23 protein-coding genes and 1 other annotated feature are annotated in these 25262 nt (G+C 51.6%); of the genes, 10 read left to right on the top strand and 13 right to left on the bottom strand.

Features of this window, described 5'->3' with window-relative positions; genetic code table 11:
* Positions 1-5: 5 nt before the first annotated feature.
* The gene (gene pyrF / locus ACI2J2_RS04170) at positions 6-734 is read right to left on the bottom strand and encodes an orotidine-5'-phosphate decarboxylase (RefSeq protein ID WP_265553499.1); all 729 of its coding nucleotides are present in this window, start codon (positions 732-734) and stop codon (positions 6-8) included.
* Between the two features lie 327 nt (positions 735-1061).
* On the opposite strand from pyrF, the gene ACI2J2_RS04165 reads away from it, so the two are divergent.
* Together ACI2J2_RS04165 and ACI2J2_RS04160 are read left to right on the top strand one after the other, a co-directional pair.
* On the top strand, positions 1062-1322 hold the full coding sequence (locus tag ACI2J2_RS04165; RefSeq protein ID WP_209633803.1) for a YdgH/BhsA/McbA-like domain containing protein: 261 nt from the start codon (positions 1062-1064) through the stop codon (positions 1320-1322).
* Positions 1323-1492: 170 nt separating this feature from the next.
* The gene (locus ACI2J2_RS04160) at positions 1493-1789 is read left to right on the top strand and encodes an Arc family DNA-binding protein (RefSeq protein ID WP_209634223.1); all 297 of its coding nucleotides are present in this window, start codon (positions 1493-1495) and stop codon (positions 1787-1789) included.
* Positions 1790-1844: 55 nt separating this feature from the next.
* Here the strand turns inward: ACI2J2_RS04160 and lapB are convergent, their stop codons facing one another.
* The 3 genes from lapB to pgpB form a co-directional block, all read right to left on the bottom strand.
* Positions 1845-3014, bottom strand: a complete 1170-nt coding sequence (lapB, locus tag ACI2J2_RS04155; RefSeq protein ID WP_209633805.1) for a lipopolysaccharide assembly protein LapB — start codon at positions 3012-3014, stop codon at positions 1845-1847.
* A gap of 6 nt (positions 3015-3020) precedes the next feature.
* Positions 3021-3323 (bottom strand): LapA family protein, encoded by a 303-nt coding sequence (locus tag ACI2J2_RS04150; protein WP_404759456.1) that lies wholly within the window; start codon positions 3321-3323, stop codon positions 3021-3023.
* Between the two features lie 294 nt (positions 3324-3617).
* A complete protein-coding gene (gene pgpB / locus ACI2J2_RS04145) occupies positions 3618-4382 on the bottom strand; it encodes a phosphatidylglycerophosphatase B (protein WP_404759455.1) in 765 nt (254 codons plus the stop codon).
* A 278-nt stretch (positions 4383-4660) separates the two neighbouring features.
* Here pgpB and ribA point away from each other — a divergent pair, with 278 nt between their 5' ends.
* Complete coding sequence (gene ribA, locus ACI2J2_RS04140) at positions 4661-5254, top strand: GTP cyclohydrolase II (protein WP_209633811.1); 594 nt, start codon at positions 4661-4663, stop codon at positions 5252-5254.
* 46 nt (positions 5255-5300) lie between these two features.
* On the opposite strand, the gene acnA is transcribed toward ribA, so the two are convergent.
* Positions 5301-7973 (bottom strand): aconitate hydratase AcnA, encoded by a 2673-nt coding sequence (acnA, locus tag ACI2J2_RS04135; protein ID WP_265553505.1) that lies wholly within the window; start codon positions 7971-7973, stop codon positions 5301-5303.
* Between the two features lie 276 nt (positions 7974-8249).
* On the opposite strand from acnA, the gene ACI2J2_RS04130 reads away from it, so the two are divergent.
* A complete protein-coding gene (locus ACI2J2_RS04130; RefSeq protein ID WP_404759454.1) occupies positions 8250-10001 on the top strand; it encodes a hypothetical protein in 1752 nt (583 codons plus the stop codon).
* A gap of 416 nt (positions 10002-10417) precedes the next feature.
* Positions 10418-11023: a hypothetical protein gene (locus ACI2J2_RS04125; RefSeq protein ID WP_404759453.1), complete on the top strand. Its 606-nt coding sequence runs from the start codon at positions 10418-10420 to the stop codon at positions 11021-11023.
* Positions 11024-11179: 156 nt separating this feature from the next.
* Here the strand turns inward: ACI2J2_RS04125 and cysB are convergent, their stop codons facing one another.
* Positions 11180-12154, bottom strand: coding sequence for an HTH-type transcriptional regulator CysB (cysB, locus tag ACI2J2_RS04120; RefSeq protein ID WP_209633818.1), 975 nt, complete (start codon positions 12152-12154; stop codon positions 11180-11182).
* Between the two features lie 359 nt (positions 12155-12513).
* On the bottom strand, positions 12514-15117 hold the full coding sequence (topA, locus tag ACI2J2_RS04115; protein ID WP_265553507.1) for a type I DNA topoisomerase: 2604 nt from the start codon (positions 15115-15117) through the stop codon (positions 12514-12516).
* A 426-nt stretch (positions 15118-15543) separates the two neighbouring features.
* Between topA and ACI2J2_RS04110 the strand changes: the two genes are divergently transcribed.
* Positions 15544-15795, top strand: a complete 252-nt coding sequence (locus tag ACI2J2_RS04110; RefSeq protein ID WP_037415813.1) for a YciN family protein — start codon at positions 15544-15546, stop codon at positions 15793-15795.
* A 45-nt stretch (positions 15796-15840) separates the two neighbouring features.
* On the opposite strand, the gene sohB is transcribed toward ACI2J2_RS04110, so the two are convergent.
* Positions 15841-16887, bottom strand: a complete 1047-nt coding sequence (gene sohB / locus ACI2J2_RS04105; RefSeq protein WP_209633822.1) for a protease SohB — start codon at positions 16885-16887, stop codon at positions 15841-15843.
* Between the two features lie 360 nt (positions 16888-17247).
* Here sohB and ACI2J2_RS04100 point away from each other — a divergent pair, with 360 nt between their 5' ends.
* Both ACI2J2_RS04100 and cobO read left to right on the top strand, forming a co-directional pair.
* Positions 17248-18009 (top strand): YciK family oxidoreductase, encoded by a 762-nt coding sequence (locus ACI2J2_RS04100; protein WP_404759452.1) that lies wholly within the window; start codon positions 17248-17250, stop codon positions 18007-18009.
* A gap of 12 nt (positions 18010-18021) precedes the next feature.
* Positions 18022-18612 carry a cob(I)yrinic acid a,c-diamide adenosyltransferase gene (gene cobO / locus ACI2J2_RS04095; RefSeq protein WP_404759451.1) on the top strand — a complete coding sequence of 197 codons (591 nt, stop codon included), beginning with the start codon at positions 18022-18024 and terminating at the stop codon, positions 18610-18612.
* A gap of 37 nt (positions 18613-18649) precedes the next feature.
* On the opposite strand, the gene rluB is transcribed toward cobO, so the two are convergent.
* From rluB to ACI2J2_RS04070, 5 genes are all read right to left on the bottom strand, one after another.
* Complete coding sequence (rluB, locus tag ACI2J2_RS04090; protein ID WP_209633828.1) at positions 18650-19546, bottom strand: 23S rRNA pseudouridine(2605) synthase RluB; 897 nt, start codon at positions 19544-19546, stop codon at positions 18650-18652.
* A gap of 209 nt (positions 19547-19755) precedes the next feature.
* Positions 19756-20568, bottom strand: a complete 813-nt coding sequence (locus tag ACI2J2_RS04085) for an alpha/beta fold hydrolase (protein WP_404759450.1) — start codon at positions 20566-20568, stop codon at positions 19756-19758.
* Positions 20569-20716: 148 nt separating this feature from the next.
* Positions 20717-21076 (bottom strand): Rap1a/Tai family immunity protein, encoded by a 360-nt coding sequence (locus ACI2J2_RS04080; RefSeq protein ID WP_404759449.1) that lies wholly within the window; start codon positions 21074-21076, stop codon positions 20717-20719.
* Between the two features lie 114 nt (positions 21077-21190).
* Positions 21191-21811, bottom strand: a complete 621-nt coding sequence (locus ACI2J2_RS04075) for an L-threonylcarbamoyladenylate synthase (RefSeq protein WP_209633835.1) — start codon at positions 21809-21811, stop codon at positions 21191-21193.
* 47 nt (positions 21812-21858) lie between these two features.
* Positions 21859-22746: an RNase RNM gene (locus tag ACI2J2_RS04070; protein WP_209633836.1), complete on the bottom strand. Its 888-nt coding sequence runs from the start codon at positions 22744-22746 to the stop codon at positions 21859-21861.
* Positions 22747-22989: 243 nt separating this feature from the next.
* Positions 22990-23093 (top strand) — a sequence feature (Trp leader region).
* 24 nt (positions 23094-23117) lie between these two features.
* On the opposite strand from ACI2J2_RS04070, the gene ACI2J2_RS04065 reads away from it, so the two are divergent.
* Together ACI2J2_RS04065 and ACI2J2_RS04060 are read left to right on the top strand one after the other, a co-directional pair.
* Positions 23118-24680: an anthranilate synthase component 1 gene (locus ACI2J2_RS04065; protein WP_265553517.1), complete on the top strand. Its 1563-nt coding sequence runs from the start codon at positions 23118-23120 to the stop codon at positions 24678-24680.
* Positions 24680-25261: a gamma-glutamyl-gamma-aminobutyrate hydrolase family protein gene (locus ACI2J2_RS04060; protein ID WP_404759448.1), complete on the top strand. Its 582-nt coding sequence runs from the start codon at positions 24680-24682 to the stop codon at positions 25259-25261. Before ACI2J2_RS04065 ends, ACI2J2_RS04060 begins: the two co-directional genes overlap by 1 nt.
* Position 25262 lies beyond the last annotated feature (1 nt).

Below are 25262 nucleotides of genomic sequence, written 5' to 3'. Positions count from 1 at the left end.
TTTCCTCAAGCCAGTGAGGCGCGAATGGCGCTCAATGTGGCGGCAGGATCGGCTGATTGGGTGATCGGACGCCCAATAACCATATAATCGACACCAGCCGCCTGCGCCTGTACAGGGGTCATGATACGACGTTGATCGCCCGCGGCACTGCCCTCCGGGCGAATGCCTGGCGTTACCAATTGGAACTGTTGACCACACGCCGCTTTCAGGCGCTCAGCCTCATGTGCCGAACACACTACGCCGTCCAATCCACAATCACGGGTCAGACGTGCAAGCCGTTCCGCGTGCTCAGCGGGTGAAAGGTCGATACCGATAGCCTGCAGATCTTCTGCTTCCATGCTGGTAAGTACAGTAACCGCAATCAACAACGGTGCCTGGGCACCGTAAGGCAGCAACGCTTCTTTCGCGGCTGTCATCATACGTGCACCGCCGCTGGCGTGGACATTCACCATCCAGACACCCAGCTCGGCAGCTGCGGCTACGGCATGGGCTGTGGTATTCGGAATATCGTGGAATTTCAAATCCAGGAATACCTCGAATCCGCGGTCGTGCAACTCGCGTACGACTTGTGGCCCAAACAGGGTGAACATTTCCTTGCCCACTTTTAACCGGCAGTCTCGTGGATCGATGCGATCAGCAAATGCCAGCGCAGCACCAATATCTGCGTAGTCCAGCGCCACGATAATCGGAGATGATTTTAAGTCATTGTTATTGATGTTATTTTCAGACTTCATTTCTTCTACCTTCTGTAAAATGGACGTAAATAGGCAACAACCTACCAAACTGACGCCGCATTCTACATGTCAGTCGACAGAAATCCCAGCCACAGCGCGCCCTGCCGTTAAGTAATGTTAGTCGTTGATACGTCATCAAGCGTCAATATCACCCCGACGTCCTTAACCCAGCTGATGTAAACCGCCGTAAAGATGCGTAAATTATCATTCATATAATTTGAACAAGATACTCAGCATTATCAGATTTTAAATCCAATCAGATGCTTTATTATTCAACACATCGGAAGCGAACGCCTTCCAACCTAATTAAACAGACTGGAGTCTCATATGAAAAGCATCAAATATTTTGCAGCAGCCGCAGTTGTCGCTATGACCTCTTTTGCCACTCTGGCCGCTGAGCCGGTGGATATGCAACAGGCAACCAGCCTGACCGCTTCCGGTGTTGTTTCTGCCGGTCATGCTACGACGCTGAGCAGCCTGGAAGCCAAGTTGGCCGCTAAAGCCGATGCGCAAGGTGCAAGCAGTTATCGCATCATTTCTGCCGGCGGTAATAACATGCTGAGTGGCACTGCGGTTATCTATAAATAAGCACTTCAGTATGGGGCCCGGTCTACCGGGCTCTACCGCTTTATCCCTTCAATATCGCGCGTTATTCCCCCTCCTCAGTGTTACAGAAATATTAAATTTTTATTACACACTGGACACTCACTCATGACTGGCTTAGCTTGAAGGCAATCTTCCCGCATAAAGGCTTCAAAATGAGCGAGATATCTACACTAACGATTAAAATCCCTCTGGAACTCAAAGAAAAAATTCGTGCCATTGCCGCCGATAACCAACTTTCTTTGAGCGCTGAGGTTTGTCAACGCCTTGAACACAGCTTCGACTTACCGGCTAAAGCAGAAAAAGCCGCTAAGAAATCGCCGGAGTTACACCATGGCGAAATCGATAATCAGGGGATTGAAGAGGAAATCGAACAACCTTTGAACCAGAAAGAATTGAAAAAACTGCGTCAGTTACTGAAAGGTGGCGTGAAAGCCAGCAAGAAAAAATAAAGCTGCACCAGCACAATAAAAAACGGGGCTAAATAGCCCCGTTTTTTATTGTGCATTATTGCCCATCCAACCCACGGATAGGCTTAACCGATGACCAGGCTCGGCATGACGGGCAATGCCAATACAGGGAATGTGCAGTAAAACCACATTTATGGCAGCGGTAACGCGGCTTGGTCCGTATTTGTTCCCCAACCATATCCCGCAGCAGCAACAGGCTCTCTTTTGCACGCCCGTCTTCCGCATCCGCCAGGTGATAATCCATCAAGCGGTAAAATACTCTCATTGTCGGATGGCGCTGTAACTGGCGGTTGATATACACCTGCACCACGTCACGCCCTTCATGCTGTTCAATAATCTCTGCCAGCATTAATTCGGCGGTGGCGCCGGTGTTTTCTTCCACGCAACGCTTGAGGAAGTCCGCCCAATCCTGCTTTTGTTCCAAATGTTGGTAACACTCATGCAGCATCGGCAGGGTTTCGCTAACCAGTTCTTTATCCTGGCTCAACACCCGCTGTAACGACTCTACCGCTTTGGCATATTCACCCTGCGCCATATAAATGCGGCCAACCATAATCGATACGCGAGCACACTGTTTGTCAGCCGAGGCCGCCCGCTTCAGCAAGCCCATCGCTTTATCGAGATCGTCGCTGCCCATGGCCTGCAGCGCCAGCTCGCAATAGAAATGTGCGATCTCGGTACGTTGCTTGTCTTTGCCCAACTTGACCAGTTTTTCCGCCACGTCAATGGCGCTCAGCCAGTCGCTGGTCGCCTGATGGATCGCCAACAACTGCTGCAACGCAGAGAGGCGAAAATCCTCTTCACCGACCAGTTGGCCGAACATGTCTTCGGCGCGATCGTACATACCGGCAGCCATGTAGTCGCGGCCCAACTGTTGGATAGCCAGCAGGCGTTGTTCGAAGGTGAGAGAGGCGCTTTCCATCAGCGCTTGGTGGATACGGATGGCACGGTCTACTTCACCGCGCGAACGGAACAGGTTACCCAGTGTCAGGTGTGCTTCAACGGTGTTACTGTCCTCTTTCAACATATCAAGGAACAGATCAACCGCTTTATCTTGCTGATTGGAGAGCAGGAAGTTAACCCCAGCCACGTACTCGCGCGACAGACGGTTGGCTTCCTGTTGTTTATCCTGTTGAGCACTTCTGCGCCCCATGTACCAACCGTACGCGGCAGCCACGGGCAGCAACAGAAACAGCAGCTCTAACATAGAAGATTATTCCTTGCTGACAACGGACTGAGCTACCGGCTCAGCAGGTTGTTCAAGCTGCAGTTCCAGCCTTTTGATTTTGCGTTCGGCCCGCCCCAATGCAATACGGGTGCGCAAATAAAACAGGCCACAAATGACCCAACCGAGAACAAAACCAGCACCAAACAACGCCGCCAACAGGGTCGATACGCGATAGTCGCCCTGCGCAACCAGGTAATTAAAACTCACAACCTGATCGTTATGCGCGCCCAACGTGACAGAAATCACGAAAATCACCAGAACCAACAAAAAAATCAGCAAATATTTCACATTCTTTCCCGCGATGCCGAGTTAATCGGATGAATTATGCCAATGCGTGGCGTCCCTAACCATTAAGTTAGCATTTCCCATCGTGGCAGGGAAACCCTGCGGCACGATAAAACCACATATCTGCTGGCATATTCGACAGTAAACGACGCTCCCGAACAAATTAATGAGAAAGCTTCTCAAAATAATGGATTAATAAGGATATGGGGACATTGATGCGAATTGCAATGAAGGTATATGTAAGCGGTTAATGCGGCGTCAGTGCGACACCGCATTATGTGACATGGTCACTTATAATTATTTTGTCGCCGTTCTTTCCGCGATTTCATGCTGCTCTTGCGGGGGCGGAGTCAAAGGCCCAAACCAGCGCTGTGCCAGCCAGCAGGCAATCGTCACCAACAGCCAACTGATCAGCGTCGCCATCACCAAGTCACGCGGCCAGTGCATACCCAACAATAAACGACTGCCCATGACCCCCGTTGCCCACAGCATCAATACCGCGACAGTCTTATAATGCCGACGTGGCCATAACAGCCCTACGCCCAGCAGCGCCCAACTGGCAGCAAACATTGTATGACCCGAAGGGAACGCAAAGCCGGTCTCAAATTGCCAATGCTCACGTAACCATGCAGGCACAAGTGTATGATCTTGTAACTGCTCTTTCACTAACGCGCTCCGCTCTTTGCGGTTGAGCGAGTAAAAGTATTTCTCGTCAATCTGATGGGCTGACTCCAGCCATAACACAAAGGGACGTGGCTCCTGCACCCGATCTTTAATCATTGACTTAACGCCCTGCCCGATCAAAATCGACGCACTCAGCAAAACCAGCAGGCCGATGGCTGGCTTGATGCGAAAACGCAGACACCACAAGAACCAGGCTGCGAGGATAATACTGGTCAGAATGCCCCACGGTGACGTGACCGTTTCGGTTATCCAATACAGGCCTTTCAATAGCCGCCCGTCACCGCCCGGCAACCATTGCCACCCGGAAATCCATGCCGCTAACGGCATCAACAACAATATTATCGCCCCTGCTGCCGTACGCTTTGCTATCTCAAACATTCCAATCGCCCTTTGTCTAAGCCAATTGGCAGTGTAACAATCTTGCAATATTGATAACACTCGAAAAATTAAACAGATAGAAAACCTATTGCAATAATAGTTGGCTGAAAACATCGGATGCTGATTTGCTGAGCACCTCAGGGCAAGAAGTTATGGCAAAATAGCCGATAATTAACGAAATGCCGATCGTCGTTGCGCATTTTAATCCTGGTCAGTTCACTGTGCCGGACGTAGGATGCCCAACCATGATTGAATCGGAAGTATTTGTGGAGAGTAACATGCAGCTTAAACGGGTGGCAGAGGCCAAATTGCCAACACCTTGGGGCGATTTCCTGATGGTAGGATTCGAAGAACTGGCTACCGGGCACGATCACCTGGCTCTGGTCTTCGGTGATATTTCTGGTACGAAGCCGGTACTCTCACGCGTGCATTCTGAGTGCCTGACCGGTGATGCATTGTTCAGCTTACGCTGTGACTGTGGTTTTCAATTGGAAGCTGCGCTGGAGCATATTGCAGAAGAAGGCCGCGGTATTTTGCTCTACCACCGCCAGGAAGGTCGCAATATCGGTTTGCTGAATAAAATTCGGGCTTACGCCTTGCAGGATAAGGGCGCGGATACCGTCGAAGCCAACCACCAGCTGGGTTTTGCCGCAGATGAGCGCGACTTCACCCTGTGTGCAGACATGTTCAAACTGCTGGGTGTGGATGAGGTCCGTTTACTGACCAATAATCCTAAAAAGGTTGAGATCCTGACTGAAGCCGGTATCAACATCACCGAACGTGTTCCGTTGATCGTGGGTCGTAACCCGAAAAACGAGCGTTACCTGGCCACCAAGGCTGAGAAGATGGGCCATTTACTGGACCAAAAGTGATTTCTTCTCTGGAAAAATAAGGGCGCCACGAAAGGCGCCCTTTTTATTACAGCATTTTCCTGATCACATAATGCAGAATGCCATCATTTTCATAGTAGGTCAGCTCATTGCCGGTATCGATACGGCAACGGGTATTAACCACTTCCTTGCGTCCATCGGCATACGTAATCAACACCGGCACCGTCTGTCCCGGTTTCAGCGTTTGTAAACCGCTAACGCTAATCTGCTCATCCCCGCTCAGGCCCAAGGTTTTACGTGTCACACCAGCAGGGAACTCCAGTGGCAGAATGCCCATGCCAATCAGGTTAGACCGGTGAATACGTTCAAAGGACTCGGCAATCACAACCCGAACGCCCAATAAGCGAGGACCTTTCGCCGCCCAGTCACGGCTGGAACCAGACCCATATTCTTTACCGGCAATCACCGCCAGCGGTACATTTTCCTGTTGATACTGCATAGCCGCATCGTAGATGGACAGCTGATTCTGTGACGGAATATGCCGGGTGTAACCGCCTTCAACACCCGGCACCATTTCATTGCGGATGCGGATATTGGCAAAGGTACCGCGCATCATCACCTCATGGTTACCACGGCGAGAGCCATACGAGTTGAAGTCCAGCGGCGCAACGCCATGCTCACTCAAGTAGCGCCCTGCCGGGCTGTCACGCTTGATATTCCCCGCAGGGGAAATATGGTCGGTGGTCACGGAGTCGGCCAGGATGGCCAAAATACGCGCGTCCTTGATGTCCTGCACCGGATCCGGCTGCACTTTCATGGTACTAAAGAACGGCGGATGACGAATGTAGGTGGAGTCTGCCTGCCACTGATAGGTGGCGGATCCGGCAACCTGAATCGACTGCCAGTTGGCATCACCGTCAAATACGGCCCCATACTCCTTGTGGAACATGTCGGTACGAACCTCTTCCACCGCTTGGGCAATGTCTTTACTGCTCGGCCAAATATCTCTCAGGTACACCGGCTTGCCATCGTGCCCTTCACCCAGCGGATCCTTGGTAAGGTCGATCTTCATGCTGCCCGCGAGCGCGTAAGCGACCACCAGCGGTGGAGAAGCCAACCAGTTGGTTTTCACCAGCGGATGTATGCGGCCTTCAAAGTTGCGGTTGCCTGACAGCACCGCGCCCACGGTCAAGTCGCCTGCTTTAATAGCCTGTTCTATCGGCTCTGGTAAGGGCCCGGAGTTACCGATACAGGTTGTGCAACCATAGCCGACCAAATTAAAGCCCAGTTCTTCCAGGTATGATGTCAGCTTCGCACTGTCAAAATAGTCGGTTACCACTTTGGAGCCCGGGGCTAATGACGTTTTGACCCAAGGCTTGGTGCGTAAGCCTTTTTTCACCGCATTCTTCGCCAACAGGCCTGCCGCCATCATCACGCTTGGGTTCGAGGTGTTGGTACAGGAGGTAATGGCCGCAATAACAACCGCGCCATTATGCAGATCGTGCGCCTGTCCATTGAGCGTAAAGGGTTTGAATTCCGACGCATGCTGCTGGCCGCCAATATCCAGTTCAGTTGCAGCATTGAACGCCTTTGGCACATCGGGCAGTGCTACACGATCCTGTGGACGCTTCGGTCCGGCCAGGCTGGCAACGACCGTCGACATATCCAGCGCCAGAGTACTGGTAAACACCGGCTCGTCGCCAGGATTACGCCACATGCCCTGCGCTTTGGCGTAAGCTTCCACCAGCGCAATTTGCTCATCACTGCGTCCACTGAGCTTCATATAGCCCAACGTCACCTCATCCACCGGGAAGAAGCCGCAGGTGGCACCAAACTCTGGCGACATATTGGCAATGGTTGCACGGTCAGCCAGCGGCAGATCGGCAAGGCCGTCACCGTAGAATTCAACGAACTTGCCCACGACACCGTGCTTACGCAACATCTGCGTTACGGTTAACACCAGGTCAGTGGCGGTGATACCTTCGCTAAGCTTGCCGGTAAGTTTAAAACCCACAACGTCCGGGATTAGCATTGATACCGGCTGTCCAAGCATTGCTGCTTCAGCTTCGATCCCCCCAACCCCCCAGCCAAGAATACCCAGGCCGTTGATCATGGTGGTATGGGAGTCGGTACCGACCAGAGTATCTGGATAGGCTATACGCTGGCCGCTTTCGTCGGTGTGCCATACCGTTTGGCCAAGATATTCCAGGTTAACCTGGTGGCAGATACCGGTGCCGGGTGGAACGACACGGAAACGGTTGAAGGCTTTTTGTCCCCAACGCAGGAAGGTATAACGTTCGTGGTTACGCGCCATTTCGATACGCACGTTTTCTTCAAACGCGTCGTCATCGCCAAATTCATCGACGGTGACCGAATGGTCAATGACCAGATCGACAGGTGAAAGCGGGTTAACCTGGTCAACATTGCCGCCCAAGCGTTGTACCGCTTCGCGCATTGCAGCTAAATCTACCACCGCAGGCACGCCAGTAAAGTCCTGCATCAGGACGCGAGCCGGACGATAGGCAATCTCCCGGTCGGCATGGCCGGTCTTCAACCAGCCAACGATAGCCTTCAGATCGTCAACCTGCACGGTGTCACCATCCACATGGCGCAGCAGGTTTTCCAACAGCACTTTCATTGATTTTGGCAGCCGGTCGATATCACCCAACTGTCTCGCCGCCAGTGGCAGACTGTAATAGCCATACTCGCTATTCAGCGCAACCAGCTTATCCATACTCGTTTCACGAAGATCGGACGACATAGCTCCTCCATTTCTTATTATGTCTAAAACAGGGTAATCACTGAGGTCTTATTTAAAGATAACACAAAGACGATGTAACGTTTTGATAACAACACGTTTTGATCATAACGATAGGCAGAAGCAATCAACTGAAAGAACCAGTGATAGCTCAATAAGTTAACCGTGAATGTTTGGTTACTCCTGATAGGACGGGAACAAAGTGTACTTTCTTTCCTCCGGCATTACTCTTCTTGGGCAAACTCATGCAACCGGTGTAACCATCAGGCTGCACCTGTTATGCATATCGCTACCTCACTACCTGAGAAGAAAAACATGGCCGAAACTAAGATCAATACCCTTGCCAACGTCGAGGCATTAAGGACTACAGAACCCGAATCAGAGGGACAGGTAATTCTGTTACGCAGTACTGCAGAACGCATACTTTTTTATGTATATAAGGCAGGCGACAACACGCCTGATGACGGCACATTAGTGGTAGTCACTAATACCGGTAAACGCTGGCACCTGATTAGAGACGGTAATACGCTTCAACTTGCCTGGTTCAAGACAGCTAAGAACAACTGGGACAATGCAATGGACTTGTTGCTCAGCTATGCTTCGACTATCAGTGGTAACGTAGCCAAAATTGTGTTTCCACGTGGAACATTGAACTTTAAAAAACCAATAATACTGGATTACAGCAAAGACTGGTTTTTGGAAGGTCAAGGTGGACACGGTGCTTCAGGTACCGTACTAGATTTTAATATCCCACGTAGCGCTGGTTACGGCGACTATGGTGCAATTCATTGTTGGGGAGAACCCTTCGGATTCCAGCAGCTCACACTACGCAACCTGATGGTGCAAGGAATTGGCACCAGTATTGTTGACCCTACTCAAGACGAAAAAGGTCGAGCATATTGTCATGGCGTTTATTGCCGCACCATTGCCACCTTGTGGGAAGATGTCGCTATACAAAACTTCCGAGGTTCAGCGTTGTACCTCGATAATGCCTTCGATAACAACTTCAATCGCGTTTCCGTTTTTGCGTCTGGCCGTATGAAGGATGGCTACAGCTACACTAGCCTTGATGATATCGCCAACCCAGATGCGACTGCTTTCCCACCGTTATTAATCATGAGCACTCGCCCTGGCGATCAAAGCAACTTCAATCGCTTTTTTGACGGCTCTTTCGAGCTGAACAACGTTACGCCATTTGTTGAGGTTCGCGGCGGCATACAAATGCACTTTACGCGGATCCATGCTGAACGTCCTGGTGGTAGCTTGGCTGAAGGTCATTGGCCGTTAGGCACCTTTATCAAGATAGGAGGGGAAGTTTGGCTAACCGAATGCGGCATTAGCAATTTCACGCAAGCAGTTTCGTATGGTCCATATGCTCAAATAATCATCAACGGTTGTAACCGCCTTTCAGGTGATATTTATCCTTACGATATGATAACTACTGGTAATGGACGCATCAAACTCGATAACTCCATCTGCGGTGGCCTGTATATATCAGGCAATATTCAGGGTGATTACCAGATCAGTAACAGCGTGCTGAATTACTTGAGAACCGCGGTGATGTCAGGATCGACCCTAGTCACCAATTGCAGGATAAATGGTGATGTTACGGTCACAGCACCGGCCAGTGCACCACTCGGCTCCGCTGGCGGGCTCAAGATTAGCAATAGTCAGATAACTGGTAACCTTACCGCTGGAGCAACTGCACAAAGAATCAGCGTTGCCGGATGCCATATCTTTGGCAATTTGACGCTCCCGGGTGCCAACTGCAGCGCAGTACATAACGTAGTGGTCGGGCAAGAATATATTGCTGCGACAGGCAATAATATCAGCATCGGTAAAACCTCCCCCGCCATTATTTATGTTGATACCAGCTATACCGAAATTAGCGGTGTCATTCAAAAAGGCACCCTCATTCTGAAGCGAGAGGCGCTAGCAAACCTCTCACCGGGATGGATGTGTACGGCCAGTGGTGCTGAAGGTTCAGGATTAAAAGTAGCGCAATTAGCCGCTCTGGGTGCAGAATCTTAATACTCAGGCCGCCTTCGCTATATACAAGGCGGCCTATATTGATTGGGAAGCATGGGGGTTCTTTTGAACCTCATATCGTTAGCGGCAGTCATTACCTCAGAGTATTTAACCACCTCACTAAACGTGAATTACCGCTGCGGCAGTTCGATAGTCTGTTATCAATACAGAATCTGTTAATATTGGAGGCGACCGTGTCATCAGTCTGGTAAGCGCCACTGACTGCGTCGGGGTGTCAACACAGAACATTAAGTCAGCGAAAGTTGCTTGGGTAACACATGTCCAAATTGGAAGTAAACATCCACGGCGGGTATAGAGAACTACTTTATTGATTGTGCTGGCATTTGGACAATGTAAGCTAGCATCAGCAGATATTTGTTGGTGATGACAGCATAATATTTTAAACCCAGGAGAGCACAGTGGCATTTTTGGGGTTCGTCAGTGAACGGGAGTGTCAACAATGGAAAGGTGCTTCGCCGTATCTTCCCGCGTTCAGCTTTTATGAACAGCACCAATCAGAACCTATCCATGCATCCCCTGAAGCTATTATCCAAGCCGTACTTTCCCTGGATATGACAGAAGATCCCATCATCCGTCGTTTGCTGATGCTTCGTCAGTTACCCGGTAAATTCTGGCAGTCGCTCACCAGAATAAAGAAAACAGAACAGCCGGCTGCGTTTGGTTTCGATACCTTTACCTTGCTGCATCATGGCAGTCATGAGGTTTCACTGGGGTTGACCGGCCGTTTTTGGCGCCCAATGTTAGACGTGAAAAAACTGGAAACCGCGGAAGAATTTCACCGTTTTACTGCGCCTGATGCAGCCAAACTGGTATTACGCTTTAGTGTCACTCAGGACAGTGCAGGTTTGGCAACGCTTAGCACCGAAACCTTCGTCTGGTGCCCGACACCCCAGGTAAAAGCACGGTTCGCCTGCTATTGGGCAGCCATTCGCCCGGCCAGCGGTTGGATAAGGCGACGTACCCTGCGTAGCGTGCAACAGAAACTGGCAACATCCGCTACCTGACACATTAGCGATGGGTGATGAAGAGAAGAGGTAAAAACCGCTCAGTACGCGTGAGAAGTGAATGAGATAATGATAAACAAGCTGCATAGAACGAAGAGCAGAATGTAACACTGAGAGGGGGGCCCCTCTCAGATTACCCGTGATTAACCCAACGGCTTACTTTTCCGGCAGCTTGATGTCTTTAAACATCGCTTCGATCTCTTCATTCGAGCGTAGCGCAACTGCATTATCGACCACGTCACGCGTCAGATGTGGCGCAAAACGCTGGATGAAATCGTACATATAGCTACGCAGGAAGGTACTCCGGCGGAAGCCAATCTTCGTGGTACTGAAGGTGAAGATATCGCGCGCATCCACTGTCACCAGATCCGGATCTTGTACCGGGTCAACTGCCATACTGGCGATAACACCAACACCCAGCCCAAGGCGAACATAGGTTTTAATCACGTCGGCGTCAGTCGCCGTGAATACGATACGTGGCGTCAGGCCAGCACGGTTAAACGCGGTATCCAGCTCAGAGCGCCCCGTGAAACCGAAGGTATATGTGACAATCGGATAAGCAGCCAGTTCTTCAATGGTGATATGGCCTTTGCCCGCTAATGGATGATCGGGTTTCACGACTACCGCGCGGTTCCAGTGGTAGCACGGCAGCATAATTAAATCGTCGTAAAGATGCAGCGCTTCTGTGGCAATGGCAAAGTCTGCGGTGCCTTTGGAGACCGCTTCCGCAATTTGCGTCGGCGACCCCTGGTGCATATGCAACGAAACACGCGGATAGCGTTCAATAAAGCCTTTGATCACGTTAGGCAATGCATACCGCGCTTGGGTATGCGTGGTCGCAACGTACAATGAGCCTTTATCCGGGTAGGTATGCTCGCCGGCGACGGCTTTAATCGCATCCACCTTGGACAACACTTCACGTGCAATACGGATGATTTCCAGACCTGCTGGCGTCACCTGAGTCAGGTGTTTTCCGCTACGCGCGAAAATCTGAATGCCCAGTTCATCTTCCAGCATCCGCACCTGCTTGCTGATACCGGGTTGCGAGGTATAAAGCCCTTCTGCCGTCGAGGAGACATTCAGGTTGTGGTTAACCACTTCCACGATGTAACGAAGCTGCTGCAATTTCATATCTTATACCATCCTAGGTTAAACACTGCGTTGAGCCGCAGCCAGGTATATCGGTGTCGCCCCGGTATGCTGAAAAGTAACAAGCCTTAAACACAGTGCCTCATCCAAGTGATGAATAAACCGCCGTTATTAATAAGCTTTAATCATAAAAAAACTTTTTATATAACCATTATATCATGCCACAGCTTCAAGTATAGATCCGTGTCACACTCTGGTAACGATTATTTTGCATTGCGATCAATATGAAATCCCCGGCCCAGGAGGGAAAAAACAGCAAAGGATAGATCCGTTCTCAGCTTTAGCCAATAAAAAAAACCAGCCACAGGGGCTGGTTTTTATATTGCATTCAGGCTGCAAGTTTACTTTTTACCTTCAACCCATTTGCCATCTATGTAGAAAGCAGACCAGCCGGTGGCTTTTCCGTCTTTCTCAGAAGAGACATACTGTTGCTTGGTCTTGCGGCTAAAGCGCACCATGGTCTTGTTGCCTTCGGCATCCGCTACGGGCGCATCGGCCAGATAACGCAATTTTTCAGGCAAGCGATCCTTGAAGCGGGCCAACTCTTCGACCAACGGCGCACGGGTCTCGCGCGATTTAGGGAACGTGTTGGCAGCCAGGAAGACGCCGGCCGCACCGTCACGCAGAACAAAGTAAGCATCTGACTTTTCGCATGGCAGCTCCGGTAATGGAACCGGATCTTCCTTGGGTGGTGCTACGTCGCCGTTACGCAGGATCTTGCGCGTATTTTTGCATGTCTCGTTGGTACAACCCATGTACTTACCAAAACGCCCCATTTTCAGGTGCATTTCAGAGCCACATTTATCGCACTCAACGACTGGACCATCATACCCTTTCAGGCGGAACTCGCCCTCTTCGATCTCATAACCATCACAAGCCGGGTTGTTACCGCACACATGCAATTTACGCTGGTTATCGATCAGGTAGCTGTCCATTGCCGTGCCGCATTTCTGGCAGCGACGGCGGGCACGCAACGCGTTGGTTTCCGCGTCATCCCCTTCAAGAATGTTCAGTACTTCGGTTTCCGGCACCAGGTTAATGGTGGTTTTACAGCGTTCTTTCGGCGGCAACGCATAACCAGAACACCCCAGGAACACGCCCGTACTTGCCGTGCGAATGCCCATCTGACGACCACAGGTTGGGCAGTCAATACTGGTCATTACCATTTGATTCGGGCGCATGCCGCCTTCTTCAGGATCTTTTTCTGCCGTGTCTAGCTGCTCGCTGAACTCGGCAAAGAACTCATCCAGTACCGCTTTCCATTCTGCGTGGTTATTCGCTACCTGATCCAGGCCGTCTTCCATGCGGGCGGTGAAGTCATAGTTCATCAGCTCGCGGAAGTTTTCTTCCAGACGGTCAGTCACGATCTCGCCCATTTTTTCTGCGTAGAAACGGCGGTTTTCAACACGCACATAGCCACGATCCTGAATGGTTGAAATGATTGACGCGTAGGTCGATGGACGACCGATACCCCGTTTTTCCAACTCTTTTACCAATGACGCTTCGCTGTAACGCGCTGGCGGCTTGGTGAAGTGCTGACTTGGGATCAGTTTTTGCAGTTCAAGTTCGCTGCCTACCTCAACAAACGGCAAGGTACGATCTTCATCACCCTTACGCAGAGCAGGCATCACTTTGGTCCAACCGTCGAAACGCAGCGTACGGCCCTTGGCGCGCAGCTGGAAATCACCGGCTTTTACCGACAGCGTGGTGGAATCGTACTGCGCTGGCGTCATCTGACAGGCCACAAACTGCCGCCAAATCAGCTGATACAGCTTTTGCGCATCCGCTTCCATATCTTTCAACTGTTCAGCCAGCACATTGACATCCGACGGACGGATGGCCTCATGCGCTTCCTGCGAGTTTTCTTTACTGCTGTACTGGTTCGGTGCCTTCGGCAAGTATTTGTCGCCGAAGTTATCACCGATATAACCACGCACCATGTTGAGCGCATCCTGGCTCAGGTTGGTGGAGTCGGTACGCATATAGGTGATGTGACCTGCTTCATACAGGCGCTGGGCCATCATCATGGTTTTCTTCACGCCAAAGCTCAAACGGGTACTGGCCGCTTGCTGCAATGTGGACGTAATGTAAGGTGCACCCGGTTTGCTGCTGGTCGGCTTATCTTCGCGATCCAGTACGGTGTAGCGGGCTTTTTCCAGCAGTTTAAGTGCTGCATGCGTCTGCTCACGATTAACCGGCTTGAACGGTTTGTCGTGGGCATGCGTCACTTCCATCTGCAACGTGGTGTCACCCTTCGCTAACAGATCTGCGTGCAGCTCCCAGTACTCTTCCGGTACGAAGGCTTTGATGTCGCGCTCACGCTCCACCACCAACCGAACAGCAACGGATTGCACTCGCCCGGCAGACAGGCCACGGGCAATTTTTTTCCACAGCAGTGGCGAAACCATATAACCCACAACGCGGTCCATAAAGCGGCGCGCCTGCTGTGCGTTAACACGGTCAATATTCAGCTCACCCGGCTGTTTGAACGCGTTTTGGATCGCGTTCTTGGTGATTTCGTTAAATACCACACGGCTAAAGCGTTTGTCGTCACCCCCGATAACTTCCCGCAGGTGCCAGGCAATGGCTTCCCCTTCGCGGTCAAGGTCCGTTGCGAGATAAATGTGGTCGGCGTTTTCCGCTAACGACTTTAACTCGGCGACAACTTTTTCTTTACCCGGCAGGATTTCGTATTGCGCAGCCCAACCATGGTAAGGATCGACGCCCATACGATTTACCAGCGCCGCCTTCTCATCCTTTTTAACTTTAACTTTCTTCTTGGCTTTGTCTTCGGTTGAGTCAGCGCTCTTTTTGCTGGCTGAGCCACTGGTCGGCAAATCACGGATATGACCGACGCTGGACTTCACCACGTAGTCATTACCTAAATATTTATTAATAGTTTTGGCTTTTGCCGGGGACTCAACTATTACTAGAGCTTTACCCATATTTACCTTTACCTAATTTTATTTCTTCTAAAAAGAAGTCTTTTATCTCGCCGTGCCGCAGCGGTTCATATCTCTTTTTTATATTGCGGCAGTCTGGCAAGAGATCAACATGTTTTTTTCTATTGGTTGCTTAACTGCTCAACCTGAACGCAAGTTGTTGATCCTGCCTGCAATTCACCCATGCCCCAGAAGTATGGCTGTGTGAGACTCATTCATGGCGTAAACAAAACCTTCCACCTGACGCCGCAAAATCCCACACTGTACCTGATAAAAAGCGTCACGCAACCTAATTAGCACGGAAAGGCAGATTTCGCCAATCGACAGATACCGCTAGACATCCAGACGGCAAATAAACCTTAGTCTGTTTGCGGATAAATGCGAACTGGCGTTAGAATATGTCCAGAATTTATGATTGGAGTGTAATAAATGCGCACTAATACCTCACCCATTGATCGCGAAACCTTACTGCAAGAAGCAAATAATCTTATTCGTCACCATGATGATTATATGCATGGCATGATTGCCACTGAGGTTGAACAAAAAGGCAGCGTTTTAGTTTTCCGTGGTGAATTCTTTTTGGACCAAGATGGATTGCCAACGGCAAAAACTACCGCCGTATTTAATATGTTTAAACACTTGGCCCACGTGTTCTCTGATAAATATCACCTGGTCGATTAAGCATAAAAAAGGGGGCCTAAGCCCCCTCCTGTTTAATCGTTTCGCTTAAAGCAACGGCTTTTCGCCCCGTTGCCACCAGCGCAATAACAGACGGTCGACACTTTCCGCCGCACTGCCGGTAAAACGGTCCATCATGCGTTTACGGCGTGCATAACGCACCCCGATCACCTCATGGTTTTCCATTTCAGCAATCAGCAAATCGTCACTGGTACCAATCGCGTCGATGAGTCCCTTCTCTTTCGCTTGCGTACCGAACCAATGCTCACCGGTCGCTACGCTGTCAATATCCAGTGATGGGCGCTGCTGGTGAACGAACTCTTTAAACAGCACATGAGTTTCGTTCAGATCTTCACGGAACTTCTCACGCCCCTGCTCCGTATTTTCGCCAAACAACGTCAGCGTGCGTTTGAACTCGCCGGCGGTGTGCAATTCAACATCAATATCATTCTTTTTCAACAAGCGGTGGAAGTTAGGGATCTGCGCCACAACGCCGATTGAACCGATAATTGCAAAGGGTGCGGCCACAATACGATCCGCCACACATGCCATCATATAGCCGCCACTGGCCGCGACCTTATCTACAGCCACCGTGAGACGAATCCCGCCGGTACGCAAACGCGCCAGTTGCGATGAGGCCAACCCGTATCCGTGCACTACACCACCCGGGCTTTCCAGTCGTAGCAGAACTTCGTCCTTCGGTGTCGCTACCGCCAGCACGGCCGAGACCTCCTCGCGCAATGAGGTGACTTCATGGGCATCCATGCTGCCTTTGAAATCCAGCACATACAGGCAAGGTTTGGCGGCTTCAACGGCCCCTGCTTTAGCCCGCTGTTTCTTCAGTTTATCGTCGGCTTTGGTCTGCTTTTTAAACTGCTTGAGCCACGCCTTTTGTTCCGCCTCGCCCATACGTGCCAGACGCATGTCGCGCTGCATATCGCGGTACTGCTCTCCAAGGTCAGTAAGCTGCAGTTCCCCTTTCTGTCGGTTCTTACGTTGCCCCAGGCTGACCGCCAGCAAGGCCAGCGCAGCGATGGCAATCACTACCGTCGCGACTTTGGCCAGAAATAGGCCATAAACAGATATAAACTCCACAGATTCCGCCTTTATTAACAGGTTGTTAGTATGACTTCATTCATTCTAGCCAACCGACGCGGTGGCTGTCGCGGCTAAATAAAAATTCCTTGTGCTGCTTCTTTACTATGTGGGCGCATTTGGGCTTACCCAAGGCGGCACAGTTCCATTTTTGTTACAAAAGAATGCCGATTCTGCCGCCTAATCATTGAAAATACGATCCATTTGAGGCATATAACACGGATTATTCATCAACATGATGAGCCAAATTCGCTGTGGGGCCATATATGCAGTTGAGCCGTTGCTCCTGCTATGGCCTCTCAATCCACACCGCTCCCCGACGTAAGTGGGAGACCAGCCACCCAGGCGCGAGGAATTATTGTGCACTACCAACCCAAGCAGGATTTACTGGAAAACCGTATCATTTTAGTCACTGGTGCCGGAGACGGTATTGGTCGCGAAGCTGCACTCACCTACGCCAGATTTGGCGCGCAATTGGTGCTGCTGGGCCGTACCGAAAGTAAGCTGCAAGCGGTGCAGGCCGAGATTGCCAAATTCAGCAGTGCGCCAACCTACATCATCACACTTGACCTGTTGCATACCACCCAAGAACAGTGCAAACAGGTGGCAGACGAACTTGCGACGCATGTCCCGCGGCTGGACGGCGTGCTGCATAATGCAGGCCTGCTCGGCGATATCGCCCCCATGGCGGACCTGTCGATGGCGATGTGGGAGGACGTCATGCAGGTCAACGTCAACGCAACATTTATGCTCACTCAAGCACTCTTGCCGCTGCTGCTGAAATCCAATTCGGGTTCGCTGGTATTTACCAGCTCCAGCGTCGGCCGTACCGGGCGCGCAAACTGGGGCGCTTATGCCGTTTCAAAGTTCGCAACCGAAGGGATGATGCAGGTATTCGCCGATGAATACAAAAATCGCAACTTGCGGGCAAATTGCATCAATCCTGGCGGAACTCGTACCCAAATGCGTGCATCTGCCTTCCCGAATGAAGACAAAAGCAAGCTGAAAACCCCGGCGGATATCATGCCGCTTTATCTCTATCTGATGGGGGATGACAGCCGTCGTAAAACCGGCATGAGCTTCGACGCCCAACCGAACCGCAAACCCGGCGCAGCCGAATAAAGGGGCTTTATCATGGCTGAAGATCGCCACCAACAACGTCAACAACGTTTGAAAGAACAGGTCGACGCCCGCATTGCTGCTGCGCAGGAGGCTCGGGGTTTACTGCTGGTGTTCACCGGTAACGGTAAAGGCAAAACCACTGCGGCATTTGGCACAGTAACGCGGGCCGTTGGTCACGGTATGAAAGCCGCCGTTATCCAATTCATTAAAGGTGAATGGCCGAACGGAGAAAAAAACCTGCTGCAACAGCATGGTGTTGAATTCCAGGTAATGGCGACCGGCTTTACCTGGGAAACGCAGAATAAAGCAGAAGACACCGCCGCTTGTCAGGCCGTATGGCAACAGGGTAAGCGCATGCTGGCCGACAACAGCCTGGATCTGGTGCTACTGGACGAACTGACCTATATGGTCAGCTATGGCTATCTTGAGCTGGATGAACTGCTGGAGGCGCTTCGGCAACGACCTGTGCACCAAACGGTGATTATCACCGGGCGTGGCTGCCATCGCGATATTTTAGCGTTAGCGGATACGGTTACGGAAATGCGGCCGGTGAAGCACGCGTTTGATGCGGGTATCAAAGCACAACAGGGTATTGACTGGTAATAGAAAACGCCGCAGTCCTGGGGCTGCGGCGTGCTGATTAACTGCGCTTGCTTGGTTTGCCCGGTTTGCTGCCCGGCGCACTACGGCGACCGCTGCCAGCAACCTGTGTGTGACGCTTGACGGCACGACGGATCTGATTGGCCTTCACTCGGCGGCGTTCACGCTCAACCGGCATCTTGCTGACGGTTTCCGGCTTCAACTCAACCAGTTCACGCAGATAGTTAATCGCCGGCAGTTCGAGCTCGGTCCAACCGCCACGTGGCAGGCCCTTCGGCAAATCGATATCACCATAACGCACGCGGATCAAACGGCTAACCTGGACACCAACGGCTTCCCAAAGGCGACGCACTTCGCGGTTACGTCCTTCAGTCAGGGTTACGTTATACCACTGGTTAATACCTTCGCCACCCTGGAAGGTAATGGTGCGGAAAGCGGCTGGGCCGTCTTCCAACTGAACGCCCTTACTCAATTGCTTCACTTTCTCGTCGTCAATCTGGCCAAATACGCGCACTGCGTATTCACGCTCAACTTCACGACTCGGGTGCATCAGGCGGTTTGCCAGCTCACCGTCTGTGGTGAACAACAGCAAACCGGAGGTATTGACGTCCAAACGCCCTACCGCGACCCAGCGTGAGCCGCGCAGCTTAGGCAGACGATCGAATACCGTTGGACGGCCTTCAGGATCGCTACGGGTACAGAGTTCGCCTTCCGGCTTGTAATACGCCAGTACACGGCAAACTTCTTCTTCAGATTCTTTAATCGCAACAATATGGCCATCCAGGCGGATCTTCATTGAAGGGGTTACTTCAACGCGGTCACCCAGCTTGGCAATTTTACCGTCGACGCTAACGCGCCCGGCTTCAATAATGGTTTCGATTTCACGACGCGAGCCATGGCCGGCACGCGCTAAAACTTTCTGTAACTTCTCGCTCATTGAGCAACCTCTAGTGTCGCCTTCACAGGCGTCGGGGGGATGACCGCCGCGGCGTCTGGCACCACAACAGTAACAATACATTTACTTGGATCGAACCGCGCATTATACAGGCTTTCAATAGTGTTGAAACCCACTTTATTTCCTGATCGATTATCCAAAATTATGGGTGGTAAGAAATCGTGAAACAGCGGGCGCCAACCCGCTTCGATTCAAACAGGAAGGGAATTGCGCTCTAGGAAACAGATAACCGCCTGATATACGCTCTCTGGACATTCGAGGATACCAAGATGGGTAGAAGCATGCTCAAGTCGTACAACCGAAAAGAAAGAATGAACCTCCGCAAACCGCTGTTGTTGCCGCAAATAATCGTCGTCACGATCCAACGCGTAAATATGGCAACAAGCTGGGTGCAAGGTTAATGCATCCAACCGGTTAAGCGGCGATTGATATTGCCGATAGGCTTGTTCGATCGCCACACCGGCAGCCTGCCATACACGGAAATCCTCCTTCGCCATTTCAACGGTTAAATGATGTTTAACCTGCGGGTGCACAATGCCGCCCTGCCAAAAGCTAAACAAAGCATCACGTGCCGCTACCCAGCGTTCAGGACGCTGCATGTGTTGCACAGAATCAAAAAATGCCGGATCAGGTTGCGTCATTATCCAATCGAGAAACACCATTCCTTGCACTTGTTGAGGTAAGCTCTCAGCGAGAGCAACCGCAATCCAACTGGCATGTGCCACCGAAAGTGTCACACATTTCCCCACCTGCAACTCAAGCAGCAGTTGGCGAAGGTCTGCCAGCAGTTCCTCGGCACCAAGCGAAAGCTGCTCATCGCGGTCAGACAGCGCATGGCCTCGCCAATCAAGGCTAATCACACGGAAGTGTTGTTCAGCCAACGCGATAAAGGGGGCAAAAACGGTTTTCGGTTCACACCAACCAGGCAGCAGTACCAGCGTCAGCGGGCCTGAGCCGGAATCATGGTAATCGAGGGAAAGGGTACCGTAGCGAAACGCTGTCATTTTTTCTCCTGAACGTCATATCCCAAATCGGTGAAGGGACGTTTGCGTTAGCGGTAAAATGACAGCGTTTATCAATTTCATCTATTGGAAATAATGCTAAAGAAAAAGCATCGCACCTAATGAAAAAATACGCACTAAACGGACAACGTTAATGCCGTGCACAAGGGTAAGCGGCGGTTAACGCCAGCATAATCACCGACGGTGCGGAGTAATGCAATTGCTCCGGATGTTCATTTAAATACTGCATAACCGCATCCGAAGCCGTGCCTACGCTCATGCCCGCTTCCGGACAAATACTACGGTTACCTTGCATAGAAAAGGTATCAAACACGCCTGCAACGTACCCCATAAACATCCCCGCATCGAGAGCTTCAGCGACGGTAGCTGCCCCACTTTTATTTTTCACATAGCCGCTGGTTTCAGACAGCAAAGCGCTACCGGAATAAAACCCCGCGCTGGCCACAGAGGAAAATAATAACGCCACCAATAAAGAAACCCATTTAATCATCGCTACGCATCCTGCCTAATTATCAATTTTTGATATTGTAGGATAGCGGTTTTACCGATAAATGACGCCGTTTCAGTCACTTTTCAGAAAATGAGCAAACATTATGGCCATGCATCAGCGGAAGGGCGTTGGGTCACCGGCGCCCTCGCGTACCACTTCCGGTGCGGACTCCGTCAGGTCAATCACCGTGGTAGGCTGCTGGCCCAGGAAACCACCGTGGATCACCAGATCTACCTGTTTTCCCAAATGTTCGCTGATCTCTTCCGGATCGGACTCGGCAAAATCATTACCCGGAAGCATCAACGTAGTCGACATCATTGGCTCGTTAAGCACTTCCAGTAATGCCAGCGCAATCGGGTTCGAGGGCACACGCAAACCGATGGTTTTGCGCTTGTCGTTCATCAACCGCCGCGGAACTTCTTTGGTCGCTTTCAGGATAAAAGTGTAGTTGCCCGGCGTGTTATTTTTGATCAGCCGGAACGCGGTATTGTCGACGTAAGCGTAAGTCGACAATTCAGACAGATCGCGGCACATCAGCGTAAAGTTATGATTACCATCCAATTGACGGATACGGCAGATACGTTCCATCGCCGACTTTTCTTCCAGCTTGCAGCCCAGTGCATAACCAGAATCCGTGGGATAGACGATCACGCCCCCTTTACGCAGTACATCCACTGCCTGATTGATAAGACGTGGCTGTGGGTTGTCTGGGTGAATATAAAAAAGCTGACTCATGACTTGCTCCTAAAATGATGCACGCGGGCGGCATCGCCCACGTTAAATCAATCGACTTTAGCCAGTTGCGGTTGCGGCCAGTCACGCCACACGGGTTCAACCCCACCGGGTAACCACAGTTTACGGCCCAGTTCGATCCACGAGCAGGGTTGATGGAAATCAGACCCCTGCGACGCCAGTAATTGATATTCTTGCGCATACTTTGCCAACAGGGAACGCTCATGCGGTGCTTGCTGACATTGGGCCACTTCCATCGCGTCACCGCCATGTGCGGCAAAATGCGCAAACAGCCGCTTCAACCATTTGGCCGTCAGATCATAACGGCCCGGATGCGCGATCACTGCCTGACCGCCGGATTGATGAATCACATCAATGGCTTGTTCTATTGTACACCACTGCGGCGGAACGTAACCGGTTTTGCCTTTCGCCAGGTATTTCTTGAATACCTGAGCCATATTGTCCGCCATACCAATTTGCACCAGATAACGCGCAAAATGCCCGCGGGTCACTGCCCCGCCGTCGGCTAATTTTTGCGCCCCTTCAAATGCCCCTTCGATACGGGCTTTGGCTAATCGTGCACCTATTTCCTGTGCACGGAGGTTACGGCGTTCTGTCTGTTCGGACAGCAGTTGTACTATCGCCGGATGCCGGGTTTCAATACCCAAACCGACGATATGAATCTCATGGTTTTCCCACAACGTGGAGATTTCCACACCATTGACCAACTGCAGCGGCAGGGACAACTCAGCAATGGTTGCCGCTGCGGCGGCCAAACCATCTGTGGTGTCATGATCGGTTATCGCCAAAACACCCACTCGCATTTCAACCGCACGTTGCACCAACTGCGCCGGCGTAAGGTAGCCGTCAGAAGCGGTAGTATGGCTGTGGAGATCGTAGAGAGTAAATGCGGAGGGCTGGGGGCTGCTGTCTGTCAAAAGAAATATCCGGCAATGGCTTGGCTTTCTATCATACCCGCGATCGCCCGTTGGACGGAAATCTATTATGACGCGCTGCCGTTTCAGCTTAATGAAAATAATTCACACTTAGCGATAAAACATTGTACGAAAAGAGGGTTGACTTTATTCTCGCGAACCAGTTAACTAGTACACAAGTTCAGGGCATATCCCTGGTTGGATGATAAACAAGAGAGCACAGAAATGACTAAGCAAACTTCTCTTCTTCGTTGGTGGCGTACTTCCCTTTTTCGGGCGGAGTAATCACGCATACCTGTCATCTGACACTGCAGATTCCCTAAGCCCGCTGGTAACGCGGGCTTTTTTTTGGACAAATTTTAACTGGAACTCCCATGACGAACATCAAACCACAGCTCAAATTACTGAAGGCGGAGGCCAGTTACCGGGGCGATCCCACCACCATTTTTCATCAGTTGTGCGGCGCGCGCCCGGCAACCCTGCTGTTAGAGTCAGCAGAAATCAACAGCAAGCAAAACCTGCAAAGCTTGTTAGTGATCGACAGCGCTTTGCGCATTACCGCACTGGGGCGCACCGTCACATTGCAAGCACTGACGGCTAACGGCGCCGCGATGTTGCCATTGCTGGATGAAGCATTGCCCGCCGAAGTGCAGATTCAGGTGCGTCCTAACGGCCGTGAACTGACCTTCCCGCTGATTGATGCTATCCAGGACGAAGACGCACGACTGCGTTCACTGTCGGTGTTTGATGCACTGCGCACCTTACTCACACTGGTCGACTCTCCCGCAGACGAACGTGAAGCGGTGATGCTCGGCGGCCTGTTTGCCTATGATCTGGTTGCCGGTTTCGAAGACCTGCCTGAACTGCGTCAGGATCAACGTTGCCCTGATTTCTGTTTCTACCTGGCGGAAACCCTGCTGGTGCTGGATCACCAGCGCGGCGTTGCGCGCCTGCAGGCCAGTGTCTTCACTGCTGACGCCGCAGAAGAACAGCGTCTGCAACAACGTTTGGAACAGCTACAGGCTCAATTGAAGCAGACACCGCAACCCATTCCTCATCAGAAACTCGAAGACATGCAACTGAGTTGCAACCAGACCGATGAAGAGTACGGCGCAGTGGTCAGTGAATTGCAACAGGCCATCCGTCAGGGCGAAATCTTCCAGGTGGTCCCCTCACGTCGTTTCTCGCTGCCCTGCCCAGCCCCGCTGGCAGCCTACCAGACGCTGAAAGACAATAACCCAAGCCCGTACATGTTCTTTATGCAGGACGATGAGTTCACCCTATTTGGTGCTTCACCTGAAAGTGCACTGAAATACGACGCCAACAACCGTCAGATCGAGATCTATCCGATTGCCGGTACCCGCCCGCGTGGCCGTCGCGCCGATGGGTCGCTGGATTTGGATCTCGACAGCCGTATCGAACTCGAAATGCGCACAGACCACAAAGAGTTGGCCGAACATTTGATGCTGGTCGACCTGGCTCGCAACGATTTAGCGCGCATCTGCCAGGCCGGCAGCCGCTACGTGGCCGATTTGACCAAAGTAGACCGCTATTCTTTTGTCATGCACCTGGTTTCTCGCGTGATTGGCACCCTGCGTGCTGACCTTGACGTGCTGCATGCCTATCAGGCCTGCATGAACATGGGTACGTTAAGCGGCGCCCCAAAAGTACGTGCCATGCAGCTGATCGCTGCCTCTGAAGGCACCCGCCGCGGCAGCTACGGCGGTGCGGTGGGTTATTTCACCGCTACCGGTGATTTGGATACCTGTATTGTCATCCGCTCCGCGTATGTTGAAGACGGGATTGCCACTGTGCAAGCCGGCGCTGGCGTGGTGTTGGACTCTATTCCTCAGGCGGAAGCCGATGAGACCCGTAATAAAGCACGTGCCGTGCTGCGTGCCATTGCCAGTGCGCATCAGGCCAAGGAGGTGTTCTGATGGCCGATATCTTACTGCTCGATAATGTTGATTCCTTCACCTACAACCTGGTCGATCAACTGCGCGCCAGCGGCCATCAGGTGGTGATTTACCGCAACCAGATTTCTGCCGATGTGATTATTGAGCGTCTGCAGCAGTTAGAACAGCCGGTTCTGATGCTATCACCGGGCCCAGGTACACCGTCTGAAGCGGGCTGTATGCCTGAACTGTTACAACGCTTGCGCGGCCAACTGCCTATTATTGGTATCTGCCTGGGGCATCAGGCGATTGTTGAAGCCTACGGCGGCCACGTAGGCCAAGCCGGTGAGATCTTGCACGGCAAGGCGTCAGCAATCAGCCACGATGGCGAAGGCATGTTTACCGGCATGGCGAATCCATTGCCGGTGGCGCGCTACCATTCACTGGTAGGCAGCAAGATCCCGGCCGAGCTCACGGTTAACGCACATTTTAACGACATGGTGATGGCAGTACGTAATGACAAGCATCGCGTATGCGGTTTCCAGTTTCATCCAGAATCGATCCTGACCACCCATGGTGCGCGTTTGCTTGAGCAAACTCTGGCCTGGGCGCTGGCGAAATAAC

This window comes from Serratia sp. NPDC087055 (genome assembly GCF_044900985.1).
GTDB lineage: Bacteria > Pseudomonadota > Gammaproteobacteria > Enterobacterales > Enterobacteriaceae > Serratia.
The sequence above is the reverse complement of the archived record's forward strand: the minus strand, read 5'-3'. Positions and strand labels throughout refer to the sequence as shown.

Coding starts and splice junctions, on each gene's coding strand:
- lapB (WP_209633805.1), bottom strand. CDS start 3,014: ATGTTAGAGCTGCTGTTTCTGTTGCTGCCCGTGGCTGCCGCGTACGGT.
- ACI2J2_RS04060 (WP_404759448.1), top strand. CDS start 24,680: ATGGCCGATATCTTACTGCTCGATAATGTTGATTCCTTCACCTACAAC.
- cysB (WP_209633818.1), bottom strand. CDS start 12,154: ATGAAATTGCAGCAGCTTCGTTACATCGTGGAAGTGGTTAACCACAAC.
- ACI2J2_RS04110 (WP_037415813.1), top strand. CDS start 15,544: ATGCGCACTAATACCTCACCCATTGATCGCGAAACCTTACTGCAAGAA.
- cobO (WP_404759451.1), top strand. CDS start 18,022: ATGGCTGAAGATCGCCACCAACAACGTCAACAACGTTTGAAAGAACAG.
- pyrF (WP_265553499.1), bottom strand. CDS start 734: ATGAAGTCTGAAAATAACATCAATAACAATGACTTAAAATCATCTCCG.
- ACI2J2_RS04130 (WP_404759454.1), top strand. CDS start 8,250: ATGCATATCGCTACCTCACTACCTGAGAAGAAAAACATGGCCGAAACT.
- ACI2J2_RS04165 (WP_209633803.1), top strand. CDS start 1,062: ATGAAAAGCATCAAATATTTTGCAGCAGCCGCAGTTGTCGCTATGACC.
- ACI2J2_RS04160 (WP_209634223.1), top strand. CDS start 1,493: ATGAGCGAGATATCTACACTAACGATTAAAATCCCTCTGGAACTCAAA.
- topA (WP_265553507.1), bottom strand. CDS start 15,117: ATGGGTAAAGCTCTAGTAATAGTTGAGTCCCCGGCAAAAGCCAAAACT.
- ACI2J2_RS04080 (WP_404759449.1), bottom strand. CDS start 21,076: ATGATTAAATGGGTTTCTTTATTGGTGGCGTTATTATTTTCCTCTGTG.
- ribA (WP_209633811.1), top strand. CDS start 4,661: ATGCAGCTTAAACGGGTGGCAGAGGCCAAATTGCCAACACCTTGGGGC.
- ACI2J2_RS04075 (WP_209633835.1), bottom strand. CDS start 21,811: ATGAGTCAGCTTTTTTATATTCACCCAGACAACCCACAGCCACGTCTT.
- acnA (WP_265553505.1), bottom strand. CDS start 7,973: ATGTCGTCCGATCTTCGTGAAACGAGTATGGATAAGCTGGTTGCGCTG.
- ACI2J2_RS04085 (WP_404759450.1), bottom strand. CDS start 20,568: ATGACAGCGTTTCGCTACGGTACCCTTTCCCTCGATTACCATGATTCC.
- ACI2J2_RS04065 (WP_265553517.1), top strand. CDS start 23,118: ATGACGAACATCAAACCACAGCTCAAATTACTGAAGGCGGAGGCCAGT.
- pgpB (WP_404759455.1), bottom strand. CDS start 4,382: ATGTTTGAGATAGCAAAGCGTACGGCAGCAGGGGCGATAATATTGTTG.
- rluB (WP_209633828.1), bottom strand. CDS start 19,546: ATGAGCGAGAAGTTACAGAAAGTTTTAGCGCGTGCCGGCCATGGCTCG.